The 13150-nt window shown below is 67.9% G+C and carries 11 protein-coding genes; 1 reads left to right on the top strand and 10 read right to left on the bottom strand.

Going from position 1 to position 13150, the window contains the following annotated elements:
* Positions 1-156 precede the first annotated feature (156 nt).
* The 8 genes from folE2 to E4191_RS02950 all read right to left on the bottom strand — a co-directional run bounded on the left by folE2 (position 157) and on the right by E4191_RS02950 (position 10143).
* Positions 157-1146 (bottom strand): GTP cyclohydrolase FolE2, encoded by a 990-nt coding sequence (gene folE2 / locus E4191_RS02985; RefSeq protein ID WP_407947042.1) that lies wholly within the window; start codon positions 1144-1146, stop codon positions 157-159.
* A gap of 58 nt (positions 1147-1204) precedes the next feature.
* Positions 1205-2392, bottom strand: a complete 1188-nt coding sequence (gene metZ, locus E4191_RS02980; RefSeq protein WP_135312088.1) for an O-succinylhomoserine sulfhydrylase — start codon at positions 2390-2392, stop codon at positions 1205-1207.
* A 509-nt stretch (positions 2393-2901) separates the two neighbouring features.
* Complete coding sequence (locus tag E4191_RS02975) at positions 2902-4227, bottom strand: sigma-54-dependent transcriptional regulator (protein WP_135312087.1); 1326 nt, start codon at positions 4225-4227, stop codon at positions 2902-2904.
* Between the two features lie 22 nt (positions 4228-4249).
* The gene (locus E4191_RS02970) at positions 4250-5983 is read right to left on the bottom strand and encodes a sensor histidine kinase (protein WP_407947058.1); all 1734 of its coding nucleotides are present in this window, start codon (positions 5981-5983) and stop codon (positions 4250-4252) included.
* Between the two features lie 122 nt (positions 5984-6105).
* A complete protein-coding gene (gene purQ, locus E4191_RS02965) occupies positions 6106-6774 on the bottom strand; it encodes a phosphoribosylformylglycinamidine synthase subunit PurQ (RefSeq protein WP_135312086.1) in 669 nt (222 codons plus the stop codon).
* 205 nt (positions 6775-6979) lie between these two features.
* Positions 6980-8191, bottom strand: a complete 1212-nt coding sequence (locus tag E4191_RS02960) for an NADP-dependent isocitrate dehydrogenase (RefSeq protein ID WP_135312085.1) — start codon at positions 8189-8191, stop codon at positions 6980-6982.
* A gap of 100 nt (positions 8192-8291) precedes the next feature.
* Positions 8292-9416, bottom strand: a complete 1125-nt coding sequence (locus tag E4191_RS02955) for an HD domain-containing protein (protein WP_228461499.1) — start codon at positions 9414-9416, stop codon at positions 8292-8294.
* Between the two features lie 64 nt (positions 9417-9480).
* Complete coding sequence (locus E4191_RS02950; protein ID WP_135312084.1) at positions 9481-10143, bottom strand: alpha/beta hydrolase; 663 nt, start codon at positions 10141-10143, stop codon at positions 9481-9483.
* 189 nt (positions 10144-10332) lie between these two features.
* On the opposite strand from E4191_RS02950, the gene iscR reads away from it, so the two are divergent.
* On the top strand, positions 10333-10791 hold the full coding sequence (gene iscR, locus E4191_RS02945) for a Fe-S cluster assembly transcriptional regulator IscR (protein ID WP_135312083.1): 459 nt from the start codon (positions 10333-10335) through the stop codon (positions 10789-10791).
* Here iscR and E4191_RS02940 read toward each other — a convergent pair.
* Both E4191_RS02940 and E4191_RS02935 read right to left on the bottom strand, forming a co-directional pair.
* A complete protein-coding gene (locus E4191_RS02940) occupies positions 10788-12470 on the bottom strand; it encodes a cation:proton antiporter (protein WP_135312082.1) in 1683 nt (560 codons plus the stop codon). The two genes, iscR and E4191_RS02940, sit on opposite strands and share 4 nt — an antisense overlap.
* A gap of 80 nt (positions 12471-12550) precedes the next feature.
* Positions 12551-13069, bottom strand: a complete 519-nt coding sequence (locus E4191_RS02935) for an Lrp/AsnC family transcriptional regulator (RefSeq protein WP_228461497.1) — start codon at positions 13067-13069, stop codon at positions 12551-12553.
* Positions 13070-13150: the final 81 nt, after the last annotated feature.

The following is a 13150-nucleotide window of genomic DNA, read 5'->3' as shown; positions in this document are numbered from 1 at the left end:
ACCCGGCCCTCAGGGAAAGCCCGCCGTTCACGCTCCGTTCCATACCCCCGCGACGGTGCGCAAATATCCCGCCGGGCGGGTCCGGGAGGGGCGCGCAGCCCCTCCCGGCGGGGGTGCGGGGGGCGGGCCCCCCGCCGTCGCGGGACGCAAGGGGCGTTAGACCGTCAGCCCGGCGAAGGTGCCCGGATCCAGCGAGGCCTGCGCGAAGGTGGCCCCCCCCGTCAGGAGGCTGACCGCGTCATGCGAGTGCAGCGATTCCCGGTGCGAGGCCACGACCCGGAAATCGCCCACGCGCGGATCGGCGATCAGCTCGGCGGCAAAGGCCCGCACGGCGTCTTCCACGAAGATCGGATGGGCGGCGTTCAGCTCGGCAAAGGCCTGCTCGTCCTCGCGCTTGACCATGACCTGCGTCTCGGTCGGCACCGCGCGGCGGCACAGTTCGATCGCGTCCTCGAACCACAGCCGGTCCGGCCCCTCCATCACCAGAGAGATCCGCGCGACGGACCGCTGCGAATGCGGCGTGGCCAGCCGGCCCCGGGTCTCGCGCGCATGTTCGGACAGCTCCAGCGAACAGGGGCAGGTCGAGGAATAGACGTAATCCAGATGCATGACCCGCAGCCGCGTGCCCGCCGTCTCGATCACCTCCAGCGCGATGTCGTAATACTGCCAGCCCGACAGGCCGGACCGCAGGCTCTCCACCCGCATCGGATAGGAAAAGCGCATCTGGATGCGCGCATCCAGCGCGTCCAGGTCGGTCTTGTAGTCGTCCAGCGCCGCCTCCAGCACCGACAGGCTGAACTGCGTGTCGGAATGGACATAAAAGGACCGCATGATCCGGGACATGTTGATGCCCTTGCGGTCGGCCTCCAGGCTGACGGTGCCGGTCACGCTGGTCTCCAGCGTGATGTCGCCCCCCTCGCGGGTCAGATAGCGGATCGGCAGCCGGAAATTCGAGATGCCGACATGCTGGATCGCCGCGCGCGCACCCACGATCAGGCTGGCCGGACCGTTCTGCAGGTCCGGCAGGCTGTCCTTGTAGGCGGCATCGACGCGAAAGCCCGCGTCGTAATCGCGGGCGAGCGCCGGATAGGCGGGGGTCAGGGGGCGGATCTCGGTCATGGGGCCTCCGGCACGAACAGGGCCCATATAGGGCCTGCCGCGGGCTTTGTCAGCCCGTCGCGGAAGGGCACGGCCCCGGCCCGGATCAGCCCTCCAGCGCGGCCATCAGGTCGGCAGTCAGATCGCGCACATCCTCCAGCCCCACCGACAGGCGCAGCAGGCCCCGGGTGATGCCCAGGGTGGCCCGGTCCTCGTCCGACAGGCGCGAATGGGTGGTGGTCGCGGGATGGACCGCGATGGATTTCGCGTCGCCCAGATTGTTCGAGATGGCGATGATCCGCAGCCGGTCCAGCACGGCGAAGGCCGCCTCCTTGCCGCCCGCGACCTCCATCGCGATCATCGTCCCGCCCGAGCCCATCTGCGCCATCGCCAGATCGTACTGGGCATGGTCGGCCAGGCCCGGATAGATCACCCGCTCCAGGCGCGGATGCCCCTGCAGGCTGGCGGCCAGCGTGGCCGCCGCCTCGGCCTGCGCCCGCACGCGCAGGTCCATTGTGGTCAGACCGTTCAGCATGATCCAGGCATGGAACGGGCTGATCGCCCCGCCGGTATGCTTCAGATAGGGCTCGGCCACCTCGCGCACGAAATGCTTCGTGCCGCAGATGACGCCCGCCAGGGCGCGCCCGCCGCCGTCGATATGCTTGGTCGCGGAATAGACGACCACATCGGCGCCCTGCTCGACCGCCTTCGAGAAGACCGGCGTGGCGAAGACGTTGTCCACCACCACGGTCGCGCCCGCCGCATGGGCCAGATCCGCCACCGCGCGGATGTCGATCACCTCCAGCGTGGGGTTCGAGATGCTCTCGAAGAACACCGCCCGCGTGCCCGGCGTGATGGCAGCCGCCCACTGGTCCAGATCGGTGCCGTCGACATAGCTGACCTTGACGCCGAAGCGCACCAGCAGGTCCAGTACATAGAGACAGGATCCGAACAGCGCCCGGGCCGCCACGACGTGATCGCCGGGCTTGCACATCGCGAACATCGCGCCGTTGACGGCGGCCATGCCGCTGGCGGTGGCGAAGGCGTCCTCGGTCCCCTCCAGCGCGGCGATGCGGTCCTCGAACATGCGGCTGGTCGGGTTGCCGTAGCGGGCATAGATGAATTCGTCGGGGCCGGTGCCCTGGAACCGCGCCTCGGCCTGGGCCGCGCTGTCATAGACGAAACCCTGCGTCAGGAAGATCGCCTCGGCCATCTCGCCATACTGGCTGCGGCGGGTGCCGTGATGCACGGCCTGGGTGCGGGGATGAAGGGTCTTGTCGGACGAAACGCTCATGCGGGCTGCCTTTCCGTGGTCCCGAAAAGGCCTACTGCCGACGGCACCGCTTCGCAAGTCCCGCCCCGTCGCGCCAGCAACCGCGCCATATCAACGACCCAATTGTCGGCGAGGCGACATATAGCGAAAAATGAAGGAAATCTCTCTGATATCAAGGTGCTGCAAACGTGACCTATCGAAAAGAACAGTTGGATTTGTCACAGGCACAAGGTAAATAGTTAATCAGGTTGTGAGGCTTTGCTTCCGACCCGATCTGCGCCGATCAGTACCTTGTTCCTCAGTACCCGCGTTTTGCGGACCGCACTTCAAGACAATGCCCGACTGGATCCTGCGGCTTGTCTTGCCTTTGTCCCGATTGGTCTCTTTTGTTTTGGGCAGGACCCGAAATCAGGCCTGGGGCGGCGCGCCTGCCGCCCCTGGTCGGCTTTTCTCGTTGTGCGCCTTGCGCAGGGCGCGCGGTCCGGATCCTGCCCGGGCCGAGGCCGCACCGGCCCCGGCCCACATGCGCCTCACAGATAGTCGCCGCGCTGCAGCCCGTATTTCGCCATCTTCTCGTTCAGCGTCCGGCGCGGCAGGCACAGCTCTTCCATGACGCTGGCGATGCTGCCCCGATGGCGGCGCATGGTGTTGTCGATCAGCATCTTCTCGAAGCTCTCCACATATTCCTTGAGCGGCTTGCCCTCGGTCGTGGTGGCCTGCTGGTTGTCGTCGCCATCCGCCATCAGCAGGGACGCGATCGACCCCGACCCGCGCCGGTTCTGCAGCACGGCACGCTCGGCCACGTTGATCAGCTGGCGGATATTGCCGGGCCAGGGAGCCTGCAGCAGCTGCGCGGCCTCCTGCGCGCTGACCTGCGGCGGCTCGCAGCCGTATTCCTCGGAAAACTGCTCGGTCATGCGGGTGAACAGCGCCAGGATGTCCTCGCCGCGCGCGCGCAGCGGCGGCAGGGTGATCTTGAGCGCGGAGAGGCGATAGAACAGGTCGGGACGCAGCGAATCCTCGGCCCGGCGCCCCTCGCCCCGCGCGTTGCTGATAGCGATGATCCGCGTCTCGGCCGGGGCCCCCTGCTCGCTGATGAAGGCCAGCAGCCGGGCCTGCAGCGCCTCGGACAGCGCCTCGATATCCTCGAGGCACAGCGTGCCCGCCCGCGCCTCCTCGACCGCCGGCAGCCCCTCCTCCAGAGGGCCGAAGAGGCGCGTGGCCAAGGCCTCGTCGTTGTAGGCGGCGCAGGACACGGGCACGAACTTCTTCGAGGCGCGCGGCCCCACGGCATGCAGCGCATGGGCCACCAGCGTCTTGCCGGTGCCGGTCTCGCCGTCGATCAGCACATGGCCGTCGGCCTGGCCCAGATCCAGGATGTCCTCGCGCAGCCGGTCCATCACGGGGCTGGCGCCGATCAGCTTGGACATGACCTGCTGACCCTCGGACAGGTCGCGGCGCAGCGCGCGGTTGTCCAGCGTCATGCGCCGGGCCTGCGTGGCCTTCTTGGCCAGCTGGGTCATGCGGTCGGGGTTGAAGGGCTTCTCCATGAAGTCCATGGCGCCCACGCGCATCGCCTCGACCGCCATGGGCACGTCGCCATGGCCGGTGATCATGATGACGGGCAGGCTGCTGTCCAGCCCCATCAGCCGCTTGAGGAAGGCCATTCCGTCCATGCCCGGCATGCGGATGTCGCTGACCACAACGCCGGGCCAGTCCGCGCCGATGACCTTCAGCGCGTCCTCGGCGCTGGCGAAGGTTTCCGTCTCGAAGCCCGACAGGACCAGCCACTGGCTGATCGATTCGCGCATGTCCGGTTCGTCATCCACGATGGCGATCTTCAGCTTGCGGGACATTCCCTGTTCCTCTCGTTTCGCATCATTCGGCGGCCAGCGCCTGGCGGGGTTGCCCGGGGACGTGCAACGGCAGTTCCACCCGGAAGACGGCGCCGCCCGTGGTTTCGTTGTGGGCGGTCAGGCGGCCTCCGAAATCCGCCATGATCGTGGACGAGATCGCCAGCCCCAGCCCCGTGCCCTCGCCGGGCTTCTTGGTCGTCCAGAAGGGTTCAAACAGCTTTTCCAGGTCCGAGACACCCGGTCCGTTATCGCGAACGGACACATAGGCGTGAGCCCCGGCCTCGACGCTGATCTCGATCGTGCCCTCGCGCCGGTCCTTGACCGCGTCGACGGCGTTGCGCAGCAGGTTGATCAGCACCTGCTCCAGCCGGATGCGGTCGGCCATGACCATCACCCGCTCGCGCGGGACACTGCGCACCACGCGGATCGGGCGGGTGCGCAGCTGCGGCTCCATCATGGTCAGGGCGCTGCTGACGGCGGCGCGCAGATCGACGGGCTCGACCGCCTCGCCGCCCTTGCGGGCATAGGATTTCAGCTGCCGCGTGATCGCGCCCATCCGGTCGATCAGGTCGTCGATGCGCTGGAAGCTGGACAGCGCCTCCTCGGGGCGGCCGCGCTGCAGCAGCAGGCGTGCGCCCGCCAGATAGGTCTTCATCGCGGCCAAAGGCTGGTTCAGCTCGTGGCTGACCCCCGCCGACATCTCGCCCAGGGCGGCCAGCTTGGAGGATTGCTGCATGGTCTGTTCGGCCACCCGCAGTTCCTTCTGCACGCGCTCGCGTTCCGCGATCTCGCGCGTCAGCCGGGCGTTCAGCGCCCGCAGGTCCGCCGATTCGCGCATATAGGCCTGAGACTGGATCCGCGCGCGGCGCGACAGCACCCAGAAGGCGCCCGCCAGCAGGATCGCGAACCCCATGATCTGCAGCGCCAGGATCGCGTTCACGCGCTCGCGCACCGAGGAATAGGCGGTGAAGCTGATCATCCGCCAGCCGCGGAAGGGCACCCGCGCCTCGGACTGCATCACGGCGCGGCCCTGCACATAGGCGTCGGCGGGGCTGGAGGTCCAGTCGGCCGTCACCTGGAAGGCCCGCCGGATGGCCGAGGGCGCGTCGCGTACCGCCAGCGCCTCGGGCATGGTCAGGCCCCGCCAGCGCGGCTCGGTCGACAGGATGATGACCCCCTCGCTGTCGGTGACCGCCACCGCGTCCGAGATGCCCGACCAGGACCGTTCCAACCGCGTCAGGTCGGCGCCCACGACGATCACGCCAAGCGTCCGCCCCTCGGACACGACGGCGCGGGAATAGGCGAATTCATGGACGCCCGAGGCCAGTTCCGACACGGTGAAGACCGTGTCGCGCGACCGCAGCGCCTCGACATATTGCGGGGCGGCGACGCTGTTGGTGCCGATCTGATAGCGGTCGGTCGCCCCCACGACCCGCCCCGAGGCATCCAGGAGCCGGATCGAGGCCGCGCCGATCTCCTTCTGCGCGGCCATCAGCCGGGCCGAGGTGGTCGAGAAGTCGTTGCCGTTCAGCGCTCCGATCAGCGCAGGATCGCGCGCCAGCAGCAGGGGCACGACCGAGTTGCGCTGCAGCTCGGACATCAGGTTGCCGCTGTAGAGCGCCAGCCGCAACTCGGACCGGACGCGGGTGTTCTCGGAGAAGCGGTCGGTCAGCCAGGCGTTGGTGGTCCAGATGGTGCCCAGCGCCGCCAGGAAGATCAGCCCGATGATCGCGCGTAGCCACCAGGGATTGACCAGACGCGGCCCCCTGCGGCGCCGGCGTTCGGCACTGTCCTCGATGTCATCCTCAGTGGCCACGCACCGGTCCGCCCTGCAAGATCCGATCAGGCAATCTAGGGCGAAGTCCGGTCCGGCTCAAGTCAGGCATGCGCGAGGGTCGAGACGACGCCTTCGAACATCGCCAGCCCGTCCGTCCCGCCGGTCGCCGGGTCGGCGGCCCGCTCGGGATGGGGCATCATGCCCAGCACTCGGCGGTTCTGGGACAGGATGCCCGCGATGTCGCCGACCGAGCCGTTGATCCCGGGCCCGTAGGTGAAGGCGATGCGGTCCTGATCGCGCAGCGCCGCCAGCCCCTCGGGGGCGATCTGGTAGTTGCCGTCATGATGGGCCACGGGCACCGCGATCTGCTGGCCCGCCGCATAGCCACAGGTGAAGGCGCTGTCCGCTGTCACGACCCGCAGCGTGGCGGGCTTGCAGAGGAAGGTCAGGCCCGAGTTGCGCATCAGCGCGCCGGGCAGCAGGCCCAGTTCCGTCAGCACCTGGAACCCGTTGCAGATGCCCAGCAAATAGCCGCCCCGCGCGGCGTGATCGCGAAGCGCGCTGGCAATCGGCGACTGCGCCGCGATGGCGCCGCAGCGCAGATAGTCGCCGAAGGAGAACCCCCCCGGCACGCCCACGAGGTCGGTCCCCTCGGGCAGCGCGCTGTCCTTGTGCCAGACGCGCGTGACCTGCGCGCCCGCCCGCTCCAGCGCGACGGCAAGGTCGCGGTCGCAATTCGATCCGGGAAACGTGACGACGGCGGCTTTCATCGCGGGACTCCTGCAGAGGGGATGGCCTGCCCTTAGCGCAGCTTGGCCGGCAAGGAAAGGGGGCCAGCCCCCCATCGCCTTTCGGCGATTCCCCCCGGGATATTTCAGCCAAGATGAAGACGGGCGGATTTCATCTTGGCTGAAATATCCCCGCCGAAGGCAAAAAGGCCGGGCGCATGCCCGGCCTTCGTCATCGTGATGCGCCTCAGTTCAGCGCCTGGTTCAGATACTGGTCGACCTTTTCCAGATAGCCCATCGTGGTCAGCCATTTCTGGTCCGGCCCGACCAGCAGCGCCAAGTCCTTGGTCATGTGGCCATCCTCGACCGCCTGCACGGTGACCCTTTCCAGGGTTTCCGCAAATTTCAGCAGTTCGGCATTGTCGTCCAGCTTGGCGCGGTGCTTCAGACCCCCGGTCCAGGCAAAGATCGACGCGATCGAATTCGTCGAGGTCGCGTTGCCCTTCTGATGCTCGCGATAGTGGCGGGTCACGGTGCCATGGGCAGCCTCGGATTCCACGATCTTCCCGTCCGGCGTCATCAGCACCGAGGTCATCAGGCCCAGGGAGCCGAAGCCCTGCGCCACGGTGTCGGACTGCACGTCGCCGTCATAATTCTTGCAGGCCCAGACGTAGCCGCCTGACCATTTCATCGCGCTTGCGACCATGTCGTCGATCAGGCGATGCTCGTAGGTGATGCCGGCCGTCTTGAACTGGTCGGCAAACTCGGCCTCATAGACCTCCTGGAAGAGGTCCTTGAAGCGGCCGTCATAGGCCTTGAGGATCGTGTTCTTGGTCGACAGATAGACCGGATAGCCGCGCGACAGCCCGTAGTTCAGCGAGGCGCGGGCGAAATCGCGGATCGAATCGTCCAGGTTGTACATGGCCATCGCCACACCCGAGGAGGGCGCGTCGAAGACCTCGTGCTCGATCGTCTCGCCGTCGTCGCCCACGAAGCGGATCGTCAGCTTGCCCTTGCCGGGGAAGCGGAAATCGGTGGCCTTGTACTGGTCGCCGAAGGCGTGGCGGCCGACGATGATCGGCTGCGTCCAGCCCGGCACCAGGCGGGGCACGTTCCTGCAGATGATCGGCTCGCGGAAGATCACGCCACCCAGGATGTTGCGGATGGTGCCGTTGGGGCTGCGCCACATCTTCTTGAGGCCGAACTCCTCGACGCGCTGCTCGTCGGGGGTGATGGTCGCGCATTTCACGCCCACGCCATGACGCTTGATCGCCTCCGCGGCATCCACGGTGATCTGGTCGTCGGTGCGGTCCCGCTCCTCGATGCCCAGATCGTAATACTTCAGATCGATGTCCAGATAGGGCAGGATCAGCTTCTGCTTGATGAAGTCCCAGATGATCCGCGTCATCTCGTCGCCGTCGAGTTCGACGACGGGGTTTGCGACCTTGATCTTCGACATGAGGGCCCCTTTGGGATTAAGTTCGGTTGTCCCGGTCATAGCCGGAACGGCCCCCGAAGAAAAGACGGTATGCGATTGTATGCCAAACCGGTCCGTACGGTCAGGCCGTGGCGAAATGCGCCTTCAGCCCGCCATGAAGCCAGTCCCACAGCGCCGGACAGCCGGCGGCGACCCAAGGGCCCACCCGCGCCTCGATCTGCGGCAGGGTCACGTCATAGGCGACCCAGCCCGCCCCGCCGCCGCGCAGGTTCTGCACGGCGGGCTGGCAGCGGTCCAGCGCCTTGGCGAAGATCGCATCCGGCGTCTCGACCGCCTCGAACTCCTGCCACAGCGCCAGAAGCGTGGCCCCCTGCGCCCCGGGCAGCAGGCCGAACAGCCGACGTGCCGCAGCGGCCTCCGCCGCCCTCACCGCGTCCGAGCCATGCGCCTGACCGCCCGAGGAATGCAGCGGCACGTCGCCCACGTCGATCTCGACCAGATCGTGGATCAGCAGCATGCGGATCACCCGGCCGACATCCACGCCCGGCGCCGCCAGCCCGCCCAGCACCAGCGCATAGAGCGCCAGATGCCAGCTGTGCTCGGCGCTGTTCTCGCGCCGGCTGCCGTCCAGCAGGGTCGAGGCGCGCAGCACCGACTTCAGCCGGTCCGCCTCGGCCAGAAAGGCCAGACGCCCGGCCAGATCACCCCCGCCCAGGGTCCGACCCTCCAGCAGGGCCGCGGCGGCAGAATCGATCTCGGGCCATTCCTGCGCCATCCGCGCCGCCCGGCCCCGCTGCAGGTTGTCGCGCACGATGGTCACGTGATCGGGCAGCGGCGCCGCGGCCTGCAGCACCTGGAAGATCGGCTGGACGTGATCCATGCGCTTGGCCATCAGCGCGCAGGCATCGGCCCTGGCCTCGAAATCCTGCCAGAGATGCTCTAGCCGCGCCCCCTCGGGACCCAGCCCGAAGATCCGCCGCGCCGCCTGCGCCTCGGCTAGGGCCAAGGCGCCCGCGTCATGGTTCAGGTGGATGGGCTGGTCGCCGGTGTCGATCTCGACCAGGTCATGGACCAGCAGCATCGCGATCGCCCGGTCGCTGGCCCCGAAGACCAGCGCATACAGCGCCACGTGCCAACTGTGCTCGGCGCTGTTCTCGGGCCGCGACAGGTCCATCAGCACATTCGCGCGCCCGACCGACTTCAGCCGGTCGGCCTCGCACAGAAACGCCATCGCCGCATCCAGCATCCCGGCCCCTTCATCTTGGCGGAAATATCCCGGGGTCCGGGGCAGAGCCCCGGCACGCTCCCCGTCAGCGCGAAGTTTCGGTCAGGCGCTTCCTGACATAGCCCTGCACTAGGTCGATCATCGGCTTCATGTGCGTCTCGTCGTCGCGGAAGAAATGGTCCGCGCCCTCGATTTCCTCGTGGGTCACGGTGATGCCCTTCTGCTCGCGCAGCTTGCCCACCAGCGTGTGCGTGTCCTTGGGCGGCGCCACGCGGTCGGCGGTGCCATTCACGATCAGCCCCGAGGAGGGGCACGGCGCCAGGAAGCTGAAATCGTACATGTTGGCCGGGGGCGCCACGCTGATGAAGCCGGTGATCTCGGGGCGGCGCATCAGCAGCTGCATCCCGATCCACGCGCCGAAGCTGAAGCCCGCGACCCAGCAGTGCTTGGAATTGGGGTTCATCGCCTGCAGGTAGTCCAGCGCCGAGGCGGCATCCGACAGCTCGCCGATGCCCTGGTCGAACTCGCCCTGGCTGCGGCCCACGCCGCGGAAGTTGAAGCGCATGACCGTAAAGCCCATGCGGTGGAACGCATAGTGCAGGTTGTACACCACGCGGTTGTTCATCGTCCCGCCGAATTGCGGATGGGGATGCAGCACGATGGCGATGGGGGCGTCGGGCTTGCCGGGCTGGGGATGGTAGCGGCCTTCAAGACGGCCCTCGGGGCCGGGAAAAATCAGCTCGGGCATAATCGTCCTTCACGGGGCTTGCGCGCGGAATGTGCGGGTTTCTTGACGCCTGTCCGCGCGGCTTCTAGAGGGTATATGGGCAGCGGGCGCGGGTCTGGCAAGAAACATGTCGGGCCGGGCATAGCGCGCGACGACGCCGCCCGTCAATGCAGGCCGCAAGATAGCGGTCGAAACGGGGGGAAACGCGACATGAAACTGTCCACCAAGGGACGCTACGCCATCATCGCGCTGGTCGACCTGGCCATCGCCAAGGGGGACGACCTGACCTCGCTGGCACAGATCTCGGTCCGCCAGGACATCTCGCTGCCCTATCTGGAGCAACTGTTCGTGCGCCTGCGCCGGGCCGGGCTGGTCGCCTCGGTGCGCGGCCCGGGCGGCGGCTACCGCCTGGCCCGCACGCCCGAGACGATCCGCGTGGCCGAGATCCTGGAGGCGGTGGACGAGACCGTCAGCGCCATGCATATCGGCGCGGGCGCCTCGGGCGGGATCTCGGGGTCGCGGGCGCAGACCCTGTCGAACCGGCTGTGGGAAAGCCTGTCGGCGCATGTCTACGTCTTCCTGCACAACCACACGCTGGCCGACGTGGCCAAGAACCAGCTGCTGCCCTGCCCGGCTTTGCCCAAGATCCTGAACGTGGTGGACGACTAGGGCTCGACGATCCGGCGCACGGCCTGGTCGGCGGCATCCTCGAAGGGGCGCAGGATCACGTCGGCCCCCCGCGCCCGCAGCAGATCGCCGTCGCGGCCGCCATGCACCGACAGGCAGGCGCGCCCCTGGAACCTTGCCGTCGCCAAGCCCTCCAGCAGCGTCAGCTGCGGGTCGGATTCGGTCAGCGCACCCTTGTCGCGGGGCACGGCCGACACGACGGCGCGCACTCCCTCCAGCGGCAGATGCGCCACGAATTCGGGATCGGTCGCGTCACCGAACAGGGCGGGCATGCCAAGCGCGCGCCAGGCCTCCAGCGCCTCGGGGTCGAAATCGACGCCCAGCACCCGCAGCCCCCGGTCGCGCAGGCGCTGGCCGATCTGCCGGCCATAGCGGCCCAGCCCGAACAGGATCACGTCATGGCGCCCCGCATCCGCCGCGACCCCCGCCTCTTCGGCGGCGCCCGCGCCGGAACGCTCGAAGATGCCCAGCAGCGGCTCGCACAGCGCATAGAGCTTGTGCGACCAGGTGATCATGTAGACCGAGACGGCGATGGTCACCAATCCGACCAGCGTCACCAGCCCCATCGCCTCGGGCGCGGCATGGCCGATCGAGATGCCCATCGCCATGAAGATCAGCGAGAATTCCGAGATCTGGGCCACGGTCAGCCCGGCCAGGAAGCCGGTGCGCTTGCGATAGCCCATGGCCCCCATGATCGCCAGGACGATCAGCGGGTTGCCCACCAGCACGAACAGCGACAGGACCAGCGCGGGCCAGATCTGGTCGCCAAGCGACCCCAGTTCCAGCGTCGCGCCCAGATTGATGAAGAAGAACAGCAGCAGGAAGTCGCGCAGCGAGGCCAGCCGCGACCCGATCGCCTCGCGATAGGGCGTCGAGGCCAGCGACACCCCCGCCAGCAGGCCGCCCAGCTCCTTGCCGAAACCCAGCACGTCGCCCAGGGCCGCCAGACCCGCGGCCCAGCCCACGGCAAAGATCACCAGCAGCTCGGGCGAGCGCGACATGGGCCGCAGCAGGCGGTCGGCGGCATGGCGGATGAACAGCACCACCAGCCCGACCATGACTACGCCGCCCAGCAGCACCAGCCCGACATCGGCCAGACCGCCGCCCCCGTTCCCGGCCGCCCCGTCGTCGCCGACCCCCACGCCGATGGCCGACAGCGTGACCATGGCCAGCACCACGAAGATGTCCTGCACGATCAGGAAGCCAAGCGCGATCTTGCCATGCAGGGCGCCGATCTCCTGCTTGTCGGACAGCAGCTTGACGATGATGATGGTCGACGAGAACGTCAGCGCGATGGCGACATAGACCGACGTCAGCGGGTCGATGCCCAAGGCCAAGCAGATGCCGAAGCCGATCAGCGCGGTGAAGGTCACCTGCCCCAGCCCGGTCGCCACCGCCACCCGGCCCAGGCTGCGCACCAGCCCCACATCCAGCTTCAGCCCGACCAGGAACAGCAGGACCGCGATCGAGATCTGGCTCAGCGTCTCGATGAACTCGGTCGAGCGCACCAGCCCCAGGACATCCGGCCCGGCCAGCACGCCCACCGCGATGAAGGCCACGACCAGGGGCTGGCGCAGCAACAGGCCCAGATACCCGACCCCCGCCGCTAGCAGGATCAGGATGGCCATCTCGTAGAAGGCGGTCACCTGGCTTGTATCCATGAGGTTTTATGCCACCCTTCCCGCCGCGCGCCAAGCCGTGACCGACACCCGCCCGGCCCGTCCGCGCGGGGCGCCGGGGGTCAACGCGCCGCCTCGGGGATGGGCAGGGCGCTGGTGGCCTTGATCTCCTCCATCGACAGCAGGGCGGTGACGTTGTGGATCTTCACCTCGGCGATCAGCGACTGGTAGAAGCGGTCATAGGCCCGCGCGTTCCGCACCTGCACCTTCAGGATATAGTCGATGTCGCCCGCCAGCCGGTGCGCCTCGACCACCTCGGGCCGGTCGCGCAGGGCGCGCAGGAACCGCGCCGCCCAGTCCTTGTCATGCTCGCTGGTACGGATCAGCACGAAGAAGCAGGCCTCCAGCCCCAGGGCCTCGGGGTCCAGGATCGCCACCTGGCGGCGGATCACGCCCGCCTCGCGCAGCTTGCGGATGCGGTTCCAGACCGGGGTCTTGGAGGCCCCCACCCGGTCCGCGATCTGGTCCAGCGACAGGCTGGCATCCTGCTGCAGCAGGGACAGGATCTTGCGGTCCACCTCGTCCAGACGGACAGGCGTTTGCCCCGGCCCCGCATCGGGGGAAATCGGTTCCTGCATCATGCGCTCCTTGGCTCGTCCTTCCTTATTTCGCCCGGGCACTGTCGCGAATCCAGACGGAAATTCTATATAGAGGTCAGAAAT

The sequence above is a fragment of the Paracoccus liaowanqingii genome, from assembly GCF_004683865.2.
Classification (GTDB): Bacteria; Pseudomonadota; Alphaproteobacteria; order Rhodobacterales; family Rhodobacteraceae; genus Paracoccus; species Paracoccus liaowanqingii.
Note: the sequence above shows the minus strand (reverse complement) of the source record. Positions and strands in the feature narration are given on the sequence as shown.

Coding starts and splice junctions, on each gene's coding strand:
- E4191_RS02940 (WP_135312082.1), bottom strand. CDS start 12,470: ATGGATACAAGCCAGGTGACCGCCTTCTACGAGATGGCCATCCTGATC.
- E4191_RS02935 (WP_228461497.1), bottom strand. CDS start 13,069: ATGATGCAGGAACCGATTTCCCCCGATGCGGGGCCGGGGCAAACGCCT.
- E4191_RS02975 (WP_135312087.1), bottom strand. CDS start 4,227: ATGTCCCGCAAGCTGAAGATCGCCATCGTGGATGACGAACCGGACATG.
- purQ (WP_135312086.1), bottom strand. CDS start 6,774: ATGAAAGCCGCCGTCGTCACGTTTCCCGGATCGAATTGCGACCGCGAC.
- E4191_RS02950 (WP_135312084.1), bottom strand. CDS start 10,143: ATGCCCGAGCTGATTTTTCCCGGCCCCGAGGGCCGTCTTGAAGGCCGC.
- metZ (WP_135312088.1), bottom strand. CDS start 2,392: ATGAGCGTTTCGTCCGACAAGACCCTTCATCCCCGCACCCAGGCCGTG.
- E4191_RS02960 (WP_135312085.1), bottom strand. CDS start 8,191: ATGTCGAAGATCAAGGTCGCAAACCCCGTCGTCGAACTCGACGGCGAC.
- E4191_RS02955 (WP_228461499.1), bottom strand. CDS start 9,416: ATGCTGGATGCGGCGATGGCGTTTCTGTGCGAGGCCGACCGGCTGAAG.
- iscR (WP_135312083.1), top strand. CDS start 10,333: ATGAAACTGTCCACCAAGGGACGCTACGCCATCATCGCGCTGGTCGAC.
- folE2 (WP_407947042.1), bottom strand. CDS start 1,146: ATGGGCCCTGTTCGTGCCGGAGGCCCCATGACCGAGATCCGCCCCCTG.